Genomic DNA, 21,465 nt, shown 5'->3' on the forward strand with positions numbered 1-21,465 from the left:
AGGGATGTCAAGACCTGGTAAGGTTCTTCGCGTTGCTTCGAATTAAACCACATACTCCACTGCTTGTGCGGGTCCCCGTCAATTCCTTTGAGTTTCAGTCTTGCGACCGTACTCCCCAGGCGGAATGCTTAATGGGTTTCCTTCGGCACCAAGGGTATCGAAACCCCTAACACCTAGCATTCATCGTTTACGGCGTGGACTACCAGGGTATCTAATCCTGTTTGCTCCCCACGCTTTCGCGCCTCAGCGTCAGTTACAGCCCAGAGAGTCGCCTTCGCCACTGGTGTTCCTCCACATCTCTACGCATTTCACCGCTACACGTGGAATTCCACTCTCCTCTTCTGCACTCAAGCTACCCAGTTTCCAATGCGACCCGGAGTTGAGCCCCAGGATTAAACACCAGACTTAAATAGCCGCCTGCGCGCGCTTTACGCCCAATAATTCCGGACAACGCTTGCCCCCTACGTATTACCGCGGCTGCTGGCACGTAGTTAGCCGGGGCTTTCTTCTCAGGTACCGTCACTCCGCTAGCAGTTACTCTAGCGGACGTTCTTCCCTGGCAACAGAGCTTTACGATCCGAAAACCTTCATCACTCACGCGGCGTTGCTCCGTCAGACTTTCGTCCATTGCGGAAGATTCCCTACTGCTGCCTCCCGTAGGAGTCTGGGCCGTGTCTCAGTCCCAGTGTGGCCGTTCACCCTCTCAGGTCGGCTACGCATCGTCGCCTTGGTGAGCCGTTACCCCACCAACTAGCTAATGCGCCGCAGGCCCATCCGTAAGTGACAGATTGCTCCGTCTTTCATTATTCCACCATGCGATGAAATAAATTATCCGGTATTAGCTACCGTTTCCGGTAGTTATCCCAGTCTTACGGGCAGGTTGCCTACGTGTTACTCACCCGTCCGCCGCTAACCATCAGGAGTGCAAGCACTCCATCAAGTCCGCTCGACTTGCATGTATTAGGCACGCCGCCAGCGTTCGTCCTGAGCCAGGATCAAACTCTCCAATAAAGATGGAAGGAGTCTCAAACCCGAAGGTAAGAGGTGTTCCATCAAGGTGTTTGACTTGCTCATTTTGAAACTGACGAGAAAATTAATTCTCTATTTAATACTCACTCGTTGTTCAGTTTTCAAAGATCAACTTCATTCATTTCGTTGTTACCGTTGTTTCAGCGGCAACTCTTATAATATATCACTTACTGCGAAAACTTGCAAGCTTTTTTTTCGAAAAACTTTTTATCAGGTTTTAAAATCCTGATCTGCCTTCCGCAGCAGCGAATATTAATATACCTCATATGCAACCTAAAAAGCAACCCTAAGAAAGAACTTCCTCAATATGCAGATGTCGGGCTTGCACTAAATTGACGATTTCCCCCTGTACGGACACCATAGGCCGTGTTGGATATTGCCGATCGGAGAAGACAATTTCCCCCACGCTATCATTGCTGAGACGTACCCGCATTCCATTATGAAATTGAGTAACTTTCTCCACGAAGGTCTGAACAATGCCCGGATCCAGTTTGCCGAAAGCTTCTGACTTAATCTGTTCCAATACCAAATAAGGAGATTGCGCCTTGCGATATCGGCGGTTTAAGGTCATGGCATGAAAAATATCGGCAACGGCCACTATTTTGGCATAGATATGGATTTTGTCCCCCGTAAGGCGGAATGGATAGCCGGTTCCGTCCATTTTTTCGTGATGCTGCAGTGCCGTGAGTCTTACGCCCTCATTAATGGCCGAAGTTTTACGGAGTTGCTGGTAGCCGTAGGTGGTGTGCATCCGCATTTCTTCCGACTCATCGTCCGTAAGTAATCCCGGCTTATATAGAATGCCCGGATCAATCTTGGTATTACCTATATCATGCAATAAGCCTGCGAAAGCAACCTGCATCCAGTCCTTTTGCGGCAACCCGCACCACTTGGCGATCAGATAGGAAGTTAATGCAGATAAAATGGCATTATGGAACAAATAATCATATTCGTTCATGTTGCGTGGAGCAAAAGTCAGCACATTAAAGTACTTCAATTGCTTGATCAAAGCTTCCAACTGATGACGCAGTTCATAGATTGGGAGCTCAGACGCCAGAACGGATTGGAATGCACTTTTCGTCAAATGCAGCATCCGGTCATATTCTTTATGAAGAAGACCTGTCGGTGATAGCTCATTATCATAAGGCACTGCGCCTACTGCCGCAAACGAACCTCGTCCTGTTTTGACCGAATCCGCCGCGTCAGTTGAGTCTTCCCGCCCTCTCCCCTGAGCTTCTTCGATTTCGACCTGCTGTACCATAAATGCGCGTAATATATCCAAGTCTCTGGGCAGCAGTACTTTTCCTTTTTGCATCAGAAGCCCGCCCAAAGGAGTATGTACATGGTTCACAATTTTTAATCCGGGTTTAAGATCTAATACAGGGACACTTGCCATGTTCGCTCGCTCCTCAATCTCCACATGTTTAGGGCAGGCCCTATCTAGTGAATTAGCACTATTGTACTGCCATTATATTACGAGACTTCTTGCCCAACAATCCTTTTTACAACCTACAAATGAATTAAAACAAAAAAACCGGACTTCCCTAAGGAAATCCGGTTCTTGGTTCATTGTGTTTATGTTATTCTTCCGTACCTTCGGACTCTTGTTCCGGGGCGTCTTGAGCGGCCGTATCAGCGCCCTCAAGGGATTCTGATCCTTCTTGGCCCTCTTGTTCCAAGGATTCCTCTTCCGGCTCCTCCTCGGTCTTATCCGAGCGGCAGACGGTAGCCACAGAATCATCTTCACGAATATTAATCAGCTTCACGCCTTGCGTGTTCCGGCCCATGGTCGAAATTCCTTCCATGCTCGTCCGGATCAGCGTACCGCTTGCCGTAATAATCATTAGGTCTTCTTCATCCTTAACGACCTTCAAGCCGACGACAGGACCGTTCTTATCCGTTACATTGATCGTCTTGATCCCTTTACCGCCACGGCTCTGAATTCGGTATTCCGAGGCCGGCGTCCGTTTGCCGTAACCCTTGGTCGTAACTATGAGAATATCCTGTTCCGGAACAATGACGTCCATCCCGATCAATTGATCATCCGGGTCCAGCGTGATCCCCTTAACCCCGGTAGCAGCTCTACCCATGGAACGAACATCGCTCTCTGGGAAACGGATGGACATCCCTTGAGCTGTACCCATAATGACCTCCTGATTACCGTCCGTAAGCTTAACATCGATCAGGATGTCATCCTCACGGAGATTTACGGCAATCAACCCGCCTTTACGGATATTGATGTAATCTTCGATCGGCGTCTTCTTCACAACCCCTGAACGGGTGGCAAAGAACAGGTACTTATCCTCATCGAAGCGCTCAACAGGAATAACCGCATTGACCGTCTCTCCCTGTTCGATTTGAATCAGGTTGATGATCGGGGTTCCCCGCGCCGTGCGTCCAAGCTCCGGAATTTCATAAGCTTTGAGACGGTAGGCTTTGCCTCGGTCCGTAAAGAACATCAAGTAGTGGTGCGAGTTCGTCACGAACAAATGCTCCACGAAATCGTTGTCCTTAGTATCCATACCGACGACGCCCCGTCCTCCGCGTTTTTGGCTGCGGTAAGTGGTCAAAGGCAATCTCTTGATATATCCGGTATGAGTGATCGTAATGACGACCTCTTCCTGCGGAATCAAGTCTTCGTCCAGAATGCTTTCTTCCCCGACCAAAATCTCGGTCCGGCGCTCATCCGCAAACCGTTCGCGGATTTCCTGGAGTTCATCGCTGATGATTTGCAGAACAAGGGCTTCATTCGCCAAAATCTCCCGGTACTCCGCAATCTTTTGCAGAAGCTCCTGGTACTCGTTCTCAATCTTATCGCGTTCCAAACCGGTCAGGCGTTGCAGACGCATATCGAGAATCGCTTGGGCCTGCTCCTGACTAAGTCCGAAGCGCTCCATCAATCCGTTGCGGGCAATTTCCGTAGTTTGCGAACCGCGGATCAATGCGATGACTTCGTCAAGATGATCCAGCGCCGTACGTAAACCTTCGAGAATATGTGCGCGGGCTTCGGCTTTTTTTAATTCGAATTCCGTCCGGCGACGAATAACCTCGACCTGATGCTGCAAATAATGATGAAGAACTTCCTTCAGCGTCAGAATCTTCGGCTCATTGTTCACAATCGCCAGCATATTGATGCCGAAAGTGCTTTGCAACGCCGTATGCTTGTACAGATTGTTCAACACGATGTTCGGATTGACATCCCGGCGCAGCTCGATCACGACTCTCATCCCCGTACGGTCCGATTCGTCGCGCAAATCCGTAATTCCGTCGATCCGCTTCTCTCTGACCAACTCGGCGATTTTCTCAACCAACCGCGCTTTGTTGACCTGGTAAGGAAGCTCGTCCACGATAATCCGGGCTTTGTTGTTATTCTCTTCGATTCTGGTCTTGGCCCGCATGGTAATCGAACCGCGTCCAGTTGTATAAGCCTGGCGGATTCCCGTCCGTCCGATAATATAACCGGCTGTAGGAAAATCCGGGCCTTTGATATAGTCCATCAAATCCAGGGAATCGAGATCAGGATTCGCAATCAGCGCCTGAACCCCGTCAATGACTTCCCCTAAATTATGAGGCGGTATATTGGTCGCCATCCCGACGGCAATCCCCGAAACCCCGTTAACCAGCAAATTCGGATATCTTGCCGGAAGCACGACCGGTTCATGTTCCTCTCCGTCGTAGTTCGGCATGAAATCAACAGTCTCTTTATTGATATCGCGCAGCATTTCCATTGCGATCTTGGAAAGACGTGCTTCCGTATAACGCATTGCCGCCGCAAAGTCTCCGTCAATCGAACCGAAGTTGCCATGGCCTTCGACAAGCATATAACGCATGGAAAAATCCTGGGCCATCCGCACCATCGTCTCATAAACCGCCGAATCACCGTGAGGATGATATTTACCGATAACTTCGCCGACGATTCTGGCCGATTTCTTAAACGGCTTATCAGGATGCATGCCAAGCTCGTTCATGGCGTACAGAATACGCCGATGCACCGGCTTCAGACCATCCCTTACATCCGGCAAAGCACGGCTGACGATAATGCTCATGGCATAATCCATAAAGGATTCGCGCATTTCCACATTAATGTCCCGGTCTATAATTTGCGAAAATTTTTCTTCCGCCATGCTGGACCTCCTTCAATAATCTATCCATGTGCCCATAGAAATGGAATATAGACTTCAAATTAGTCATTCTCCTGAAGAAACCGCCACGAATAATTGAAACCCAATTAGAAATGATTGTGATTTTGACGTAATTCTTTATATTACTTTCACAAATCAAGAATAATTAAACGTCTCGTCCCTTCAACCCATTCCAGGGAGGCACAAATAAAATGGGGATGTGTCCATTCCCAATGCTTCCACTCTTCATACACTATGAATATAGGCATTTTGAGAGGTTGTTTAAAAAATCGTTCAAAAAACTTATAAAATCCCCATATCTTATAATTATACCATTGTTTATCTCTTCTGTCCTATGTTTTTCGTCTCTGAAGCAAATACCAGCGGGGGTTTTCGGAAAGGAAGGATTGGAAGTTGGCCATTCAACGCATTGCGAGCAAATGGGAAAAAACAATCATTCTAAAACAAAGGGAAATGATCCGTCCTTACATTCCAGATACGCGAAAATATGACTTTGAGCATCTAAAAGAGATGGTCGGTATCTACGGACTCGTGTACGTTAAGCCGGATCATGGAACCTACGGCAACGGAGTCATGAGCATAGAGCCTTGGAAGGATGACTTCGACCCGGAAAGTCCGATCCAATATAAACTTCGTTTTGGGATTCAAAGCGAGCTATATCCAACGCTGGAGGAACTTCATGCTACTTTGTCATCAAGAATCGGCAAAAAGATATTCCTGATCCAAAAGGGGATTCACCTTCTAACCTATCGCCGGCGTAAATTCGATATCCGGGCATTGGTTCAAAAGACACCTAAAAAGACATGGGAGACTACGGGCTTTATTGGGAGGATCGCTGCCCAGCAAAAAATCATTACAAATTATCACGGCGGCGGCTCCATTGCGCCCATTGAAGAATTACTCGGCCCCCATCTCGAACCTAAAGAATTCGCCAAGATATATAAAGAAATGAAGAGCTTAGGCATCCACGTGGCCGCCCAGCTAGCCCGAAGATTCCCCAACTTGAAAGAAATAGGGCTTGATATCGCCATAGACGAACAGCATCAGATCTGGATTTTGGAGGTTAATACCCTCCCGGCGCTATTCCCCTTTAAAAGTCTGGAAAACAAAGATATTTATAAAAAGATCCACCGTTATGCCGTTTCCTACGGCCGGTTTAAGAAATAGGCAGGAGACGACGTTAAGCATTCCGGCCCGTAATCATTCCGCAAAAAAAGCCCCGCCAACGGCGAGGCTTTAGTTAAATTAGGTTTAGATGTCCAGGTTTTTAACGGTTCTGGCATGCTCGTGAATGAAGTCACGGCGCGGCTCTACGTTATCGCCCATCAGCGTATCAAAAATGGCATCCGCTTGAATCGCGTCCGCGATCGAAACCTGCTGCATGGTCCGGCTCTCCGGATCCATCGTCGTTTCCCACAACTGCTCAGGGTTCATCTCGCCGAGACCTTTATAACGCTGCACATTGAATTTGGCATTCTCGCCGAAGGAAGCGATGATTTCATCCCGCTCTTTCTCGGATCCGGCATAACGAATGACCTTGTTACGCTCGACTTTAAAGAGCGGCGGCTGCGCGATGTACACGTAACCTGCTTCAATGATCTTCCGCATGTAACGGAAGAAGAACGTAAGCAGCAGGGTACGAATATGCGCGCCGTCAACGTCGGCATCGGTCATGATAATGACCTTGTGATAACGGGCCTTCGAAATGTCGAATTCTTCACCGATCCCGGTTCCGAGCGCCGTAATGATCGCCCGAATTTCCGCGTTGCTCAGAATACGGTCCAGACGAGCCTTCTCCACGTTCAGAATTTTACCGCGCAGCGGCAAAATCGCCTGGAAGTGCCGGTCTCGCCCTTGCTTCGCCGAGCCGCCTGCAGAGTCACCTTCGACGATGTATATTTCACTGATCGTCGCATCCTTGGAGGAGCAGTCCGCCAGCTTACCCGGCAGGGCGCTGACTTCAAGCGCACTCTTGCGCCGCGTCAACTCGCGGGCTTTACGCGCCGCTTCCCGCGCCCGGGAGGCTTGCAGTGCTTTTTCCAATACCCGACGGGCTACCGCAGGATTCTCTTCCAGGAATTCCTGGAGTTTCTCCGCGAACAGGGATTCCACAATACCGCGTACTTCACTGTTGCCGAGCTTCGTCTTCGTTTGGCCTTCGAACTGCGGTTCCGGAATTTTAACCGAAATAATCGAGGTCAATCCTTCACGAACGTCATCGCCGGTCAAGTTGTTGTCATTATCTTTGATCATGCTGTTCTTACGGGCATAATCGTTAATGATCCGGGTTAAGGCGCTTTTGAAGCCAGACTCGTGCGTTCCGCCTTCATGCGTATTGATGTTATTGGCAAAGGAAAAAATATTCTCCGTATAGCTGTCGTTGTATTGCAAAGCAACTTCTACCTGAATCATGTCACGTGCGCCTTCGACGTAAATCGGCGTCTCATGCAAAACTTCTTTGTTCTGATTCAGATATTTGACGTATTCCATAATGCCGCCCTCGTAATGGAACGAATCGGAGGCACCTGTACGTTCATCGGTGAGAGATATATTAATCCCCTTGTTCAGAAACGCCAATTCGCGAATCCGGGTCAACAGGATATTGTAATCAAAAACAGTCGTCTCCGTAAAAATTTCCGGATCCGGGAGAAACGTCGTCTTGGTTCCGGTAAAGTCGGAATCGCCTACCAGCTTAACATCATATTGCGGGGCTCCGCGACGATACTCCTGCTGATAAGTATGACCATCCCGATTAACCTGTACCACGACTTTTTCGGAAAGGGCGTTAACAACCGATACGCCTACCCCGTGTAAACCGCCGGACACTTTATATCCGCCACCGCCGAATTTCCCGCCGGCATGAAGCACGGTCATAACTACTTCCAGGGTCGATTTCTTCAGTTTCGTATTTTCACCAACCGGAATCCCCCGCCCGTTATCGATAACGGTAATGCTGTTATCCTCATGGACGAAAACGTCGATCTTGTTCGCATAGCCGGCCAGAGCTTCGTCAATACTGTTGTCGACGACTTCCCAGACCAAATGGTGCAGACCCCGGGCACTCGTTGAACCGATGTACATCCCCGGACGCTTGCGAACTGCCTCTAAACCTTCCAGTACCTGTATCTGACTCTCATCATACGATTGCTCGTTCATAGACAATGCCTTCACCTACTTCTATAGATTCTATGTCAACGGATTAGACCATAGATTGAATGTTCGACTTCTTCTTGAGCGTAGCAGAGGAAATCGGCGAATAGTACACAGTATTTTTGGTTACGACAATGGATTTAGGTTCTTCTTCTCCGATCCGCATCACATGTTTTTCCTTGATGGCGTGACTGACGAATTGTTTGGAGATTTTGGACGATTTCTCAATCGATATATCGAAGATCGCTACCAGTTCCGAAGAGAGAATGACCTTCTCCCCGCCCAAATGAATGTACATCGCTTCCCCCTTCTATTTCCGGACTTGTCCCTCTTGAACATGAAAAATGCTGGCGTCCTGAAGACGGCTGGCATTAAGACTCTCGATCCCAGTAGCCGTGATGAACGTCTGCACTTTACTTTGAAAAGTTTCGATCAATTGTGTCTGGCGGTAAGGATCCAACTCGGACAATACGTCATCCAGAAGAAGGATCGGGTATTCACCGATTTCCTCGTGGATAAGCTCAATCTCCGCCAGTTTAAGGGATAGCGCCGTCGTCCGCTGCTGGCCCTGGGAACCGAAACTTTGCGCTTCATTCCCGTTGATATGAAAGGCCAAATCATCACGGTGAGGACCCGAAAGGGTCATCCCGCGGCGGATTTCCTGATCCTTCGTTTGTGATAACTTTATCATAAATTGCTCCAATAAGACAGCTTCATCTTCTTCCTCAGCTTCTCCGAAGGACGGAAGATAGGATAATTTCAGGTTTTCGCCGCCCCCGGTAATGCCCTCGTGAATCTGCTGTGCCCATTTTTGCAGTTTTCTTATGAATTGTTTCCTTTTCTTGATGATTTTAACACCGTGCTCCGCCAGCTGCTCATTCCAGACTTCCAGCATCGTTCCCTTGTCCGAGCCTGAGCCCCACGCCTGTTTCAACAAGTTGTTGCGCTGGACGAGCACCTTTTGGTACTGCTGAAGGTGAAACAGATAGCTGGGCTGAACCTGTCCGATCTCCATATCGAGAAACCGGCGGCGCACCCCCGGCGTTCCCTTGACGATCTCCAGATCCTCGGGCGCGAACATAACGGCATTCAACACTCCGACAAAATCGCTCAACTTCCGCTGCTCCAGCCCGTTCAGTTTCGCCCGTTTACCTTGATGGGAGAAGCGCAGCTCCAGGCCGACCGCCCCGTATTTTCGCTCGATCTCCGCCGACACCGTAGCATGGTCCTTGCCAAAGGAGATCAATTCCTTATCCTTCGACGTGCGGTGCGACTTTGTCAGAGCTAGAACGAGCAGAGCCTCCAGCAAGTTTGTCTTGCCTTGGGCATTACGCCCGATCATCAGATTGACGCTGCCGAAGGAGTCCAGCGACAGCGTCTCGTAATTGCGGTAATTCATGAGTGATAATGATTTGACAAACACGTTATCCCAGGCCCTCCTCGTTTCCCCCTGTCATCCAGGTTCAGGGAGCCTCTATTCCTTGCCGCGAACCACTTGAAAAGAACCGCAATCCGCTACCTCAATCTCGTCACCGGGATACAATTTGCGTCCCCGACGATCTTCAGGCTCCCGGTTGACTTTTACGGCCCCTTCCTGCAGTAAAGCTTTGGCCATGCCTCCTGTTGAAACGCAATCGGCCAGCTTCAAGAACTGATCCAGCTTAATATACTCGCTGGAAATCTGAATGGTTTTCATGGATGTTCGAACTTCCTCTCTTCAGGTAGTCCCCCCGCTTAATTCGTTGTGCGGTAAGGGAGGATGAGATAAAGGCTTTGCGTATCGTCGACCGGTTTAACAATAATCGGGCTCATCGCTCCCGTAAAACCGATGTGCAGCTGCTCGCTTTCCACCACTTTCAGTACATCGAGCATATATTTGGAGTTGAACGAGATCCGCAGCGGGTCGCCCGTAAAGGAAGCCAGTTCCAGTTGTTCGGTAACCTTACCGAGTTCTGAAGAACTGGACGAAATTTCAATAGTGCCGTTCTCCATGGTCTGAAGGCGGACGATATTCGTCTTTTCCTCACGCGACAGCAAATAAGCGCGATCGATCGATTCGCTCAATTTTTTTGTATCCAATACCAGTTCTGTTTTGTAGGTTGTCGGAATAATCTTGGAAGTATCCGGATAAGTCCCGTCCAATATTCGGGAGTAGAACAGCACGCGGTCGATCTTAAACAAGACCTGGTTGTCCGCTACGACAATATCCACCCGTGTATTTTGGTCAGGAATGATTTTGCTCAGCTCATTCAGCGTTTTGCCGGAAATGACAATATTGCTGAAACGAACACCTTCGGCGTCATCGAGCTCTGCCATACGGCTGGCCAGACGGTGGCGGTCGGTTGCGACGAATTTGAATTGGTTGTCGCTAAGGTTCCACAATACCCCGGTCAAAATCGGCGAGCTTTCATTGGACGAAATGGAGAATGCGGTTTGCTTAACCATATTTTTGAGCAAATCGCCAGGAATGGAAATAACCTGATTCTCCTCAATGCTCGGAAGCACGGGGAATTCCTCAGGATCAAGCCCGACCATCTGAATATCGGTCGATCCGGAACGGATTTGCGTCTTGAATCCTTCAAGCACCTCCATCTCAATTTCGCTCGAAGGAAGCTTTTTGATGATCTCCACGAAGAACTTGGCCGGCAAAACGACGCTGCCTGGACGTTCTACCTGCACGATTTGTTTATCCTGATCTTCCGCCGGAATAAAGGCCTGAATGGAAATATCGGTATCGCTTGCGGTCAACGTCATTCCCTGAAAATTAACCTCCAGCTTAATCCCCGTCAAAATAGGGATCGTAGTCCGGCTTGAGATGGCCTTGGCCACATGTTGGATGGATTCGTTCAAATCGTGCTTCAAAACGCGGATTTTCATAAATTCAACTCCTAAAAAATTTATTATAGCATCGCAATATAAACACACTTAAAACAATCATAATTCACTTCGTTATGCATAAACTTGATTTTAGCAAGCAAATGCATTTGGGCTTAAATGGCTCTTTTCTATTTTAGCTCAATTTGAGCAGTTAAGCAGGACCTGAATTTGAATTTCTACCCTGGCGGCATGGCCGCTTTATAGGATGATGTATATCTTTAAAATATATAGAAGAAGTAGTAGGGGCCCTGAATATGTGGATAACGAGACGGAATATATGAAATGAAGCCTATCCACATGTGAATATCATGTGCATAGGCTTATAGCTTATTCAGGATGAGTTTTTGATTTTTTCCGTAATGTTGTTGATAACTTTATAGAGATCCTGGTCGACTTTGAGCTGCTGGGTTATTTTTTCGTGGGCGTGAATGACTGTCGTATGGTCACGGCCTCCGAAGGCATCCCCGATCTTAGGCAGCGAGAAATCCGTCAGCTCCCTCGATAAATACATGGCGATTTGGCGAGGGAAGGCGATTGCTTTTGTCCGTTTGCGGGCTTTGAAATCCTCAAGCCGCAAATTATAGTACTCTCCGACCTTTTGCTGAATGTCCTGAATGGTGATCATCTTCGGACGGCTGGAAGGTATGATATCCTTCAGCGCTTCGGCAGCCAGGTGGGTCGTAATATCCTGGTTAATGAGGGAGGAGTAGGCGACGACACGGATAAGGGCGCCCTCAAGCTCCCGGATGTTGGTATCGATTTGATTGGCGATATACATCATCGCTTCGTTCGGAATATCCAGGTTTTCCGCTTTGGCCTTCTTGCGGAGAATCGCGATCCGAGTCTCCAGGTCCGGTGGTTGAATATCCGTGATCAGGCCCCATTCAAACCGGGATCTGAGCCGCTCTTCCAGCGTCGGTATTTCTTTTGGCGGACGGTCACTGGAAATAATGATCTGCTTGCGTTCCTCGTGAAGCGCATTAAACGTATGGAAAAACTCTTCCTGGGTCGATTCCTTGCCGGCGATAAATTGAATATCGTCGATCAGCAGGATATCGATGTTCCGGTATTTGTTGCGGAAGCTTTCCGCCCGGTTGTCCCGAATGGAGTTGATGAATTCGTTCGTGAATTTCTCGGAAGAAATGTAAACGACCTTACTGCTGGGGCTATGTTCCAGAATGTAATGTCCGATCGCGTGCATCAAGTGCGTTTTGCCAAGTCCGACGCCGCCGTATAGAAATAACGGGTTATAAGCTCGTGCGGGAGCTTCGGCTACGGCGAGGGATGCAGCATGGGCAAACCGGTTGCCCGAACCGATGACGAACGTATCGAACGTATATTTCGGGTTGAGCATATTGGAAACGCTTTCCTCCGCTTGGACGGGTGCAGGGGGCTCCTTATATACCTGGGTTTGCTCGGGCACCGCAGATTCCTCAATGACGAAGGAAACGTCGACTTGTTTGCCAAGGTATTCATAAACGGTGGTTGCAACCAGTTTGGTATACCGGCTTTCCAGCCATTCCACGGCAAACGTGGTCGGAGCGGATATTACGATCTGGCGGTCGTTCAACGAGACAATTTTGGTCGCTTTAAACCAGGTATCGAAGCTGGGTTTGCTGAGTTTGGTATTGATGATGGATAAAATATGCTGCCATATATCGGAGGTATGGCTATCCACAGCGGTCACTCCTTTTAAATCTTCCAATTGTGGCATGAGCCATGCAGAAAGGGGTCGAATAAACATAAATAAAGGGGAATATTATCCCCATGAGTCAGAAAAGTGGAATCATTACAAACAAGGATAAATTCGAATTGTTCACAATTTTATCCACAGCCTGTTAATAATTATTGACTTAAACTTAGATATTCACAACAAAAGCAATATAATCATAGCAAAAGAAGCCTTATATTTCAATGCAATGCTGTATTTTATCCACAAATTCAATAACTTGTGTATAATTTTAACTCACACCACTACATATTGTTTATAATTTGTTTAAAATTCGACAGGATCCGATTTTCTCCGAAAAAAATTATACACAGGATGTTCAATATCGAAAATTACTTATCGACAGTTCTTTAGGGCTGGGTTCATCGATCGTTCTTAAAATCGGGAACCTAATAACAAGATTAGGAAGGGCGGATGGCAATTTGAGGAGGGAGGAGTAGGTTTAGATTATAGGCATAGCAAAGAGCAGGTTTTGCAACCTGCTCTTTTTATTTATTTAAAATTAGGCTGAAAAGCTTAATCTGCCGCCGGCAAATTCCGTTGGAATTTGGCGATCGCTTCATAATCTTCCTCCAACTTGCGGGAAATTCGGATGAAAATCGGGAGGAGCTCCTTGTAAATAGCGGCATGCTCCTTGATCGGGGCATGTTCAAAGGTACCGCCGACCATCTCTGACACTACATCAAACGAGTCGATCTTGCCCAGCGCATATAATCCGAGCACTACAGCACCGAGACAGGAGCTTTCGAAGCTTTCGGGAATAACAACCTCTTGGTCGAAAATATCCGCCAGCATTTGCCGCCAAAGCGGAGAACGCGCAAATCCGCCTGTCGCCTGAATTTTTTCGGGCCGGCCGATCTGTTCTTCCATAGCGAGCAGCACGGTATATAAGTTATAAATGACGCCTTCCAGTACGGAACGAATCATATGTTCCTTTTGATGGTGCAATGTCAGGCCGAAAAAGGATCCGCGAGCGTTAGGATTCCATAAGGGAGCTCGCTCTCCGGCCAAATAAGGGTGAAAGAGCAGTCCATCCGAACCGGGACGTACCTTTTCGCCGATTTTGGTCAGCACATCGTAGGGGCTAATTCCGAGACGCTTTGCCGTTTCAACCTCCGAAGCGGCGAATTCATCCCGCACCCAGCGAAAAATAACCCCGCCGTTATTGACCGGCCCGCCGATAACCCAATGCTTCTCAGTCAGCGCATAGCAGAAAATTCGCCCTTTCGGGTCGGTTTTAGGACGGTCGACAACAGTGCGGATAGCGCCGCTTGTACCGATCGTCACGGCTACGACCCCCGGTTTGATGGCATTGACGCCTAGATTGGATAATACGCCGTCGCTAGCCCCGATGACGAACGGAGTGGAGGCGAGAAGCCCCATTTCGGCCGCATAGGTTCCCGAAAGTCCCTTCATAACATGAGTGGTCGGCACGAGGGTCGATAATTGGTCCGGCGTGATGCCTGCAATCTTCAACGCTTCCTCGTCCCAGTCCAGGTTCTCCAGATTCATTAGACCGGTACTGGAGGCGATGGAGTGGTCCACGACATATTCACCGAACAGTTTGGCAAAGACATATTCTTTAATAGAAATAAACTTATTCGCTTTATTAAAAATATCGGGCATGTCATGGCGCAGCCATAGAAGCTTGGATAAGGGGGACATCGGATGGATTGGGGTACCGGTACGCAGATAGATCTCATGTCCGCCGAGCTCGTTTTTTAATTTTTCCGACCATTCCACGCTCCGATTGTCCGCCCACGTTAGACACCGCATCAACGGCTGACCTTCTTGGTCAACCGGGATTACGCTGTGCATGGCCGTGCTGAAGGAGACCAACATAATCTGTTCAGGGGCAGCTCCGCTTTGATCCATCACGTGACGGACGGCGGCCAGCATCGCAGCGAAAATCTCCTCCGGATCCTGTTCCGCCACATCGGCCGTCGGCGTATATAGCGGATAGCCTTCATTTGCCGTCGACACGATTTTTCCGTTTTCTTCGAATAATACAGCCTTGGTGCTTGTCGTTCCTATATCGATACCTATCATATAAGAAAGTTGATTCATCCGAGTTACCTTCTCTCCCATAAATTTATATTTATTTCTTTAGAAAACACTGGCGAGAAGAATCAGCGCCAAGCCAACGACGGAAAGGATCGTCTCCATCACCGTCCAGGATTTCAGAGTTTGCGGGACCGTCATGTTGAAGAATTCTTTGACCATCCAGAACCCTGCATCATTTACATGCGACAGGACGATGGAGCCCGCACCGGTTGCCAGAACCACTAGCTCCACGTTAGCGCCGGGCGTAAGGGCCAATACCGGAGCGACAATGCCAGCGGCGGTCGTCATGGCGACAGTGGCCGAACCGGTGGCTACCCGGATCAGTGCAGCGACGAACCAGGCAAACAGGATCACGTTGACATGAGCTCCCGTGGCAATTTCCGCAATCGCAGTGCCTACGCCGCTGTTAATGAGCACCTGCTTGAAGGCTCCGCCGGCTCCAATGATTAGAACAATCGTAGCGATCGGGGCAAGACATTCGCTTGTAAACTTGGAAATATCATGCTTCGTAAAGCCTCTGGAGAAGCCGAGCGAGAAGAAGGAGAAGACGACGGCAATCAGCAATGCCATAATTTCATGGCCGATAAATTCGCAGAACAGCGTGAAGCCGCTGGTAGCTTGCGGGTCGATAATGTCGGCGATGGAGCCGATCAGCATCAGAATTACCGGCAGAAGGATGGTAAACAGGGTGATTCCGAAACCCGGAAGTCTTCTGTTACCTTTCACGGCAAATTGCTCCGCCAGTTCAGCGGGCGGTTCCAGCACGATACGCTTACCGATGAATTTACCAAAAAGCGGACCGGCAATAATAGCGACGATAATGCCGATCACAAGGGAATAAAGAATGGTCCGGCCAAGATTGGCGCCGTAAGCATCAATGGCGATCATGGGTGCCGGATGCGGCGGCACAAGTCCGTGCACGGTCGAAAGGCCCGCCAAAATCGGAATTCCGATTTGCAGCAACGACATTTTTGTTTTTCTGGCTACAGTGAAGACAATGGGGATAAGCAGGATAACTCCTACCTCAAAAAAGACAGGAATCCCGACGATAAAACCGACGATCATCATCGCCCAATGGACTCTTTTTTCTCCAAACCGGTCGACCAGCGTAGTGGCAATTTGCTCCGCACCGCCGGATTCGGCCATCATTTTGCCCAGCATGGTGCCAAGGCCGATGACAATCGCTATGGTGCCCAGTGTGCCTCCAAGTCCGCTTGTGATCGAATTGACCACATCGAGCGGCTTCATCCCGGCCAGCAGACCGAGCAGCAAAGCGGAAATTAATAAGGTCACGAACGGATTCCATTTATATTTGGAAATCAGGACGATAAGAAACACGATCGTCACCAGGGTCCATAATAGCAAGGTGGCGTTGTGGCTCATGTTGAATAACGTGCTCATGGTGTTCCTCCTTTTATTTACCCTGAAAAATACATACATCTGTATGTTCTTAATATAAAGCGAACGTTTTGGGATAGGGGATCCTTTGGAAGTGCGCGCCTAATGACGAAAGTCAGCGGTGGAGCGACGAACAACAGATCACATGGCCCAAAATGTGAGCGATATATATGTTATTTTTGTCGATTATTTCATGGACGTATGCAAGGTATTTCTGGAATCTGCAAAATACTCCTCAATCCGTGCCGAAATGATGGCCGGGTCTCTGGACTCCAGTCCTTTAAGCAGCTTACGGTGCTTATCCACCACATAGGCGATTTTGTCTTCCCCTTGGGACAATACATCTTCCGTCGTTATAAGCATTACGGTCATTACGATCTGCCGGATGCTGGTCCATAAATGCAAAATTCGCGTATGATTGGCGGAAGAGATGATGAGTTCATGAAAGGACAGGTCCTGATAAGCAAATTCCACAATATCGCGGTATTTGGCAGCGAGCTCCATTTTATCGATGATTTGGTGAAGCCGGGCGATTAACGGAGCGGGATCTTCCTCCGCGAGGCGCTGCCAGGCAAAGCTCTCAATGAGATACCGGACATCGTACAGTTCATCGATGTCTTTTAATAGAAGACCGTTTACTACGGCCCCCATCCGCTGCAAGGTGATGAGGCCTTCGCCGGATAGCGTTTTCATGGCTTCGCGGACCGGTGAACGGCTTGTTCCGAAGTCCGCGGCTATGCGGTTTTCGGACAGCACCTCGCCTGGCTTGATGGTGTTGTTAATGATTTGAAGGCGCAGCTCGCAGGCGATGGATTCGCCCAGCGAGCTGCCCTTCAACCAAGAAGCGGGAAACTTCATAATATGGTTGGCTCCTATCTTATTCTGCAGATTCGACTGCATGGCCGCCGAATTCGTTGCGCAGGGCAGCGACGACCTTGCCGTGGAACGTGTCGGATTCAAGAGAGCGATACCGCATGAACAGGGACAACGCGATTACCGGAGCGCTCGCTTGAAGATCCAGTGCGGTTTCAACGGTCCATTTTCCTTCGCCGGAAGATTTCATGACACCTTTGATTCCCTCGAGTTTAGGGTCTTTGGAGAAGGCATTTTCCGTCAATTCCATCAGCCAGCTGCGGATGACGGAGCCGTTGGACCAAACGCGGGCCACATCTTCGAAATTGTAATTAAACGGACTTTTCTCAAGCACCTCAAACCCTTCGGCAATCGCCTGCATCATGCCGTATTCGATACCGTTATGAACCATTTTAAGAAAATGTCCGCTGCCGTTCTGGCCTGCATACAGGTAACCGCGATCGACGGCGATATCCTTGAAAATCGGTTCGATCGTACGGAATACCGATTCATCTCCGCCGATCATGAAGCAACCGCCGTTATTGGCGCCTTCCACGCCGCCGGAAGTTCCTACATCAAAGAAATTAATACCGTGGCCGGATAGCTTCTCAGCTAGAGCCAGAGAATCTTTGTAATGCGAATTGCCGCCATCGATTACGATATCGCCTGGTGTGAGCAGGGGAATCAATGTATCCACTACGGACTGAACCGCCGGACCGGCCGGAACCATGACCCAAACGATACGCGGTGTCTCCAGGGAGTGGACAAGCTGTTCAAGACTGGAGGCGGGAATCGCTCCTTCTTTTTCCGCATTCTGAACGGCTTCTTTGTTCATATCGAATGCAACGACTTCATGTTGATGCTCAAGCAGATTGTGTACGAGGTTGTATCCCATTTTGCCGAGCCCGATCATGCCTAATTTCATAAAATAAACATCCTTTCGCATACCAGTATACTTGTATACAACTTGCTCATAATCCATATTACTCCGATCAACGTTCGCTGTAAACCGTGTGAAAGCGATTGCCGATCGATTCCATTCCAAGTAAATAAGAAGAACGATTTCGATTCTTCATCTATATATAGGATCAGATTTAAATACTTTTCCACATGTGCATAACTTTTATTCTGAAAGGCAATAAAGGGCGGGTTGTGGAAAACTTTTTGACAGTTCGGAAGCCAGCCTATAAATCGTAAAAAGAAATGCCGGGCTCGGTTGACTTTTCAGAGGGGTTATGGTTAAATGTAAAAAGGCATTTTCTGTGGATATGAAAATGGTAAATATACAGTGATCGATTCCTGTTAAGGGGGTGCAATAAATGAAACCGACTTTCAAACCAAATGTGAGCAAACGTAGTAAGGTTCATGGTTTCCGTAAAAGAATGAGCACGAAAAACGGCCGCAAGGTTCTCGCAGCTCGCCGTCAAAAAGGCAGAAAAGTATTGAGTGCGTAATGCGTGTATAAAGACCACTACGGTGGTCTTTTTTTACATTAGATCGTATAGATGTTTTTTGGGTTCCCCGCAAAGATGAAGATGGTAATGGGTTGAAAAACCCCGCTTTGCGGGGTTCTTTTGTATCGTTTATGGTTTTTGGGATTGGTCCATAATTACAGTAGCACTTTACCCGTTTACGGGGTTAAGTCAGGAGAAAAGCTCGTGCATAGAAAGCTTAGATTAAGAAACCGGGCGGACTTCAGCCGGGTGTATCGGTACGGAAAGTCTTTCGCCAACCGTCAACTCGTTGTTTATTATTCGGCCAAGCCTGATATCGAGCGTTTTCGGCTCGGCGTTTCAGCTAGTAAAAAGATCGGCAACGCCGTCGTCCGTAACCGGATGCGCCGGATGCTGAAGGAAATTGTACGCCTGCATGAACCCGAGATCCGGGATCATATGGATTTGATCCTCATCGTCCGCAATGGGGCGGTCGGAATGGAGTATAAGGAATTGGAGAAAAGTGTGCTTCACGTGTTGCGCAAAGCCTCGCTGCTCAAGCCTTCCGGACGGTAAGCATGCTTGTTTCTTTGTCCATATAAATATGGTATGATTTACAATGATGGATAGGTTTAAGAGAGGGGTTTTGAAGTGTCGCGTATTACGAATAACAAAAGGAAATGGCTTCTCCTCATCCTCGCAATCGGCCTGATGACTTTGCTGGCTGGCTGCGGTACGCAAAGCAGCAATTTCGCAAGCACTACTGAGGATATGGCGAAGAGCGGTTCCTGGTGGACAGCAAACGTCGTTTATTATTTCTCGCTTGCTTTGGATACGTTTGCGGATTGGTTCGGCGGAGCATACGGTTTGGCCATTCTCGTCATGGTGCTGATCGTTCGGACGTTGATTTTACCGCTTACCTTGAAACAGGTCAAGAGCTCGAAAGCGATGCAGGCGATTCAGCCTGAGATTCAGAAGATCAAAGAGATGTACAAGGATAACCCGGAGAAACAGCAGCAAGAAACGATGAAGCTGTTCCAGGAAAATAAGGTAAATCCGATGGCCGGTTGCTTCCCGTTAATCATTCAAATGCCGGTGTTCATCGCTTTATATAACTCAATTTATCACAACTCGGCGATCCGTGATCATTCCTTCTTATGGTTGCAGCTCGGTGAACCCGATAAATGGTACATTTTACCGATCATTGCTGCATTGACGACATTCATTCAAACCAAGATGATGTCGAACATGAACCCGGGCGGTATGCAGGGTCCGATGCAGTTTATGATGTTCGTTTACCCGATTTTGATTTTTGTCATGGCGATGAATTTTGCCGCCGCACTTCCGTTGTACTGGATTTTCAGTAACCTGTACACGATTGGTCAGAACTACTTTATTTACCGTAAGAAAGAACCCGTTCTTGCAACTACTGTCGCCAGCACTGGCTCAAGCACCTCTGGTAAATCGAAAAAGGGCGGTTCGAATCTAAAAGCCGGTCATCCCGGCAAAGGTGCCAAGGAGGCCAAAAAATCGAAATGAGAAGCATAGTGACGTCGGGAAAAACCGTTGAAGCAGCTGTAAAACAAGGATTGGCCAAGCTCGGCACTACCGAGGATCAAGTTGCCGTGAATGTGTTGGAGCAGCCATCAAAAGGATTCCTGGGCCTGATTGGCGTCAAGGAAGCCAGAGTCGAATTGACTTTGCTGACCGATGACAAGCCATCGGCTGCGCCGCAAGGGACCGCTTCGGAGGAACGTGCGTCCGTGACCCATAAGGATCATGGAGCTGCGGATACCAATGCCGGACAGGACCCTTATGAAGTGGCGGCGTCATTTATCAGGGACGTCGGTGAGAACATGGGCCTTCATGTGGATGTGGAAATTGTCCATAAGAAGGACAACACCGTACTGAACATCTCAGGCAGTGATCTTGGCGTATTGATCGGCCGGAGAGGGCAAACCCTCGACTCGTTGCAATATCTCGCCAACATTATCGCCAATCGTTACTCGGACAGCTTCATTCGTATCGTATTGGATGCGGAGAACTTCCGTGAACGGCGGAGAAAGACTTTAGAGGATCTGGCGGTTAGACTGGCGGGACGGGTCATTCGGACTCGCAAGGAAGTAGCCCTTGAGCCGATGTCGCCGCAAGAACGTAAAGTGATCCATTCCAAACTTCAGGATCATCCGGAGGTTAAGACCTACAGCAAAGGCGAGGAGCCTAACCGTCGGGTCATTATTACACTGAAGCAGAGTAAATGATGAATGAAGACGCAATGGCGTTTTGCCCCGGCAAATGTCATTGCGTTTCTTTTATATCTCAACCCTCCCAAACCCTCCCTTACCGTAAGGGAGGGCCCCCCGAGGGCACGCTGCCCTAGGGGATCACCCGCAAACTGGAGGAACGTGGGAGATGGAGAGATGCTCCCTTGTCCGCTGTCCCCTTCGGGGATGCGCTTGGGTTTGGTGCGAGGCACGCTTTTCCCCCTTCGGGTACGTCTTATTTTTGGCGACCCCGAATTACCTGGTTTTTGGAGGCACTGCTGCTTTCGAAGCACCCGGGAGGACTTTGGCGGAATGAGCCGCTTGTCGCCCCTTCGGGGTACGCTATACTTTAAGAACTCCTGCATTGGAGTAAGGCGCTATTGGTTGCGGTTATATCTGCTACTTGTGATTAATGAGGCGCTGTTCCCTTTGGGAATACGCTAGACTGGAGCGAGACTTTTTGCGGGTGAATCGTTAGAGGAGCAAGGCCGTTTAAATTCGGGAAGCGTCAGCGTTCGCCTTTGCAG

At 48.8% G+C, this 21,465-nt stretch carries 17 protein-coding genes and 1 rRNA gene; 5 read left to right on the top strand and 13 right to left on the bottom strand.

Going from position 1 to position 21,465, the window contains the following annotated elements; all coding sequences use genetic code 11:
- The 3 genes from KJS57_RS00005 to gyrA all read right to left on the bottom strand — a co-directional run.
- Positions 1-1,011, bottom strand: a 16S ribosomal RNA gene (locus KJS57_RS00005); the annotation flags it as partial.
- A 304-nt stretch (positions 1,012-1,315) separates the two neighbouring features.
- Entirely contained in the window at positions 1,316-2,425 is a 1,110-nt protein-coding gene (locus tag KJS57_RS00010; protein ID WP_211025746.1) for an HD-GYP domain-containing protein, read from the bottom strand.
- Between the two features lie 184 nt (positions 2,426-2,609).
- Entirely contained in the window at positions 2,610-5,153 is a 2,544-nt protein-coding gene (gene gyrA, locus KJS57_RS00015; RefSeq protein ID WP_213653289.1) for a DNA gyrase subunit A, read from the bottom strand.
- A 411-nt stretch (positions 5,154-5,564) separates the two neighbouring features.
- Here gyrA and KJS57_RS00020 point away from each other — a divergent pair, with 411 nt between their 5' ends.
- On the top strand, positions 5,565-6,338 hold the full coding sequence (locus KJS57_RS00020; protein ID WP_213653290.1) for a YheC/YheD family protein: 774 nt from the start codon (positions 5,565-5,567) through the stop codon (positions 6,336-6,338).
- 84 nt (positions 6,339-6,422) lie between these two features.
- On the opposite strand, the gene gyrB is transcribed toward KJS57_RS00020, so the two are convergent.
- From gyrB to gnd, 10 genes are all read right to left on the bottom strand, one after another.
- On the bottom strand, positions 6,423-8,327 hold the full coding sequence (gyrB, locus tag KJS57_RS00025) for a DNA topoisomerase (ATP-hydrolyzing) subunit B (protein WP_213653291.1): 1,905 nt from the start codon (positions 8,325-8,327) through the stop codon (positions 6,423-6,425).
- A gap of 43 nt (positions 8,328-8,370) precedes the next feature.
- Complete coding sequence (gene remB / locus KJS57_RS00030; protein ID WP_211025755.1) at positions 8,371-8,619, bottom strand: extracellular matrix regulator RemB; 249 nt, start codon at positions 8,617-8,619, stop codon at positions 8,371-8,373.
- A gap of 12 nt (positions 8,620-8,631) precedes the next feature.
- Positions 8,632-9,744: a DNA replication/repair protein RecF gene (gene recF / locus KJS57_RS00035; protein ID WP_211025757.1), complete on the bottom strand. Its 1,113-nt coding sequence runs from the start codon at positions 9,742-9,744 to the stop codon at positions 8,632-8,634.
- A 51-nt stretch (positions 9,745-9,795) separates the two neighbouring features.
- Positions 9,796-10,017, bottom strand: coding sequence for a S4 domain-containing protein YaaA (gene yaaA, locus KJS57_RS00040; RefSeq protein WP_213653292.1), 222 nt, complete (start codon positions 10,015-10,017; stop codon positions 9,796-9,798).
- Positions 10,018-10,055: 38 nt separating this feature from the next.
- Entirely contained in the window at positions 10,056-11,198 is a 1,143-nt protein-coding gene (gene dnaN / locus KJS57_RS00045) for a DNA polymerase III subunit beta (RefSeq protein WP_213653293.1), read from the bottom strand.
- A gap of 331 nt (positions 11,199-11,529) precedes the next feature.
- The gene (gene dnaA, locus KJS57_RS00050) at positions 11,530-12,876 is read right to left on the bottom strand and encodes a chromosomal replication initiator protein DnaA (protein WP_211025763.1); all 1,347 of its coding nucleotides are present in this window, start codon (positions 12,874-12,876) and stop codon (positions 11,530-11,532) included.
- A gap of 567 nt (positions 12,877-13,443) precedes the next feature.
- On the bottom strand, positions 13,444-14,994 hold the full coding sequence (gntK, locus tag KJS57_RS00055) for a gluconokinase (protein WP_211025765.1): 1,551 nt from the start codon (positions 14,992-14,994) through the stop codon (positions 13,444-13,446).
- 39 nt (positions 14,995-15,033) lie between these two features.
- Positions 15,034-16,392 (bottom strand): GntP family permease, encoded by a 1,359-nt coding sequence (locus tag KJS57_RS00060; RefSeq protein WP_213653294.1) that lies wholly within the window; start codon positions 16,390-16,392, stop codon positions 15,034-15,036.
- A gap of 183 nt (positions 16,393-16,575) precedes the next feature.
- Positions 16,576-17,247, bottom strand: coding sequence for a GntR family transcriptional regulator (locus KJS57_RS00065; protein WP_213653295.1), 672 nt, complete (start codon positions 17,245-17,247; stop codon positions 16,576-16,578).
- 19 nt (positions 17,248-17,266) lie between these two features.
- Positions 17,267-18,223 (bottom strand): phosphogluconate dehydrogenase (NAD(+)-dependent, decarboxylating), encoded by a 957-nt coding sequence (gene gnd, locus KJS57_RS00070; RefSeq protein WP_213653296.1) that lies wholly within the window; start codon positions 18,221-18,223, stop codon positions 17,267-17,269.
- 337 nt (positions 18,224-18,560) lie between these two features.
- On the opposite strand from gnd, the gene rpmH reads away from it, so the two are divergent.
- The 4 genes from rpmH (at position 18,561) to jag (ending at position 20,935) form a co-directional block, all read left to right on the top strand.
- The gene (gene rpmH / locus KJS57_RS00075; protein ID WP_044481584.1) at positions 18,561-18,695 is read left to right on the top strand and encodes a 50S ribosomal protein L34; all 135 of its coding nucleotides are present in this window, start codon (positions 18,561-18,563) and stop codon (positions 18,693-18,695) included.
- Between the two features lie 204 nt (positions 18,696-18,899).
- A complete protein-coding gene (gene rnpA / locus KJS57_RS00080) occupies positions 18,900-19,250 on the top strand; it encodes a ribonuclease P protein component (RefSeq protein WP_211025773.1) in 351 nt (116 codons plus the stop codon).
- A 75-nt stretch (positions 19,251-19,325) separates the two neighbouring features.
- The gene (locus tag KJS57_RS00085; protein WP_211025775.1) at positions 19,326-20,213 is read left to right on the top strand and encodes a YidC/Oxa1 family membrane protein insertase; all 888 of its coding nucleotides are present in this window, start codon (positions 19,326-19,328) and stop codon (positions 20,211-20,213) included.
- On the top strand, positions 20,210-20,935 hold the full coding sequence (gene jag / locus KJS57_RS00090) for an RNA-binding cell elongation regulator Jag/EloR (RefSeq protein WP_211025777.1): 726 nt from the start codon (positions 20,210-20,212) through the stop codon (positions 20,933-20,935). Before KJS57_RS00085 ends, jag begins: the two co-directional genes overlap by 4 nt.
- The last annotated feature ends 530 nt before the right edge of the window (positions 20,936-21,465 follow it).

The sequence above is a fragment of the Paenibacillus vini genome (assembly GCF_018403325.1).
Lineage (GTDB): Bacteria > Bacillota > Bacilli > Paenibacillales > Paenibacillaceae > Fontibacillus > Fontibacillus vini.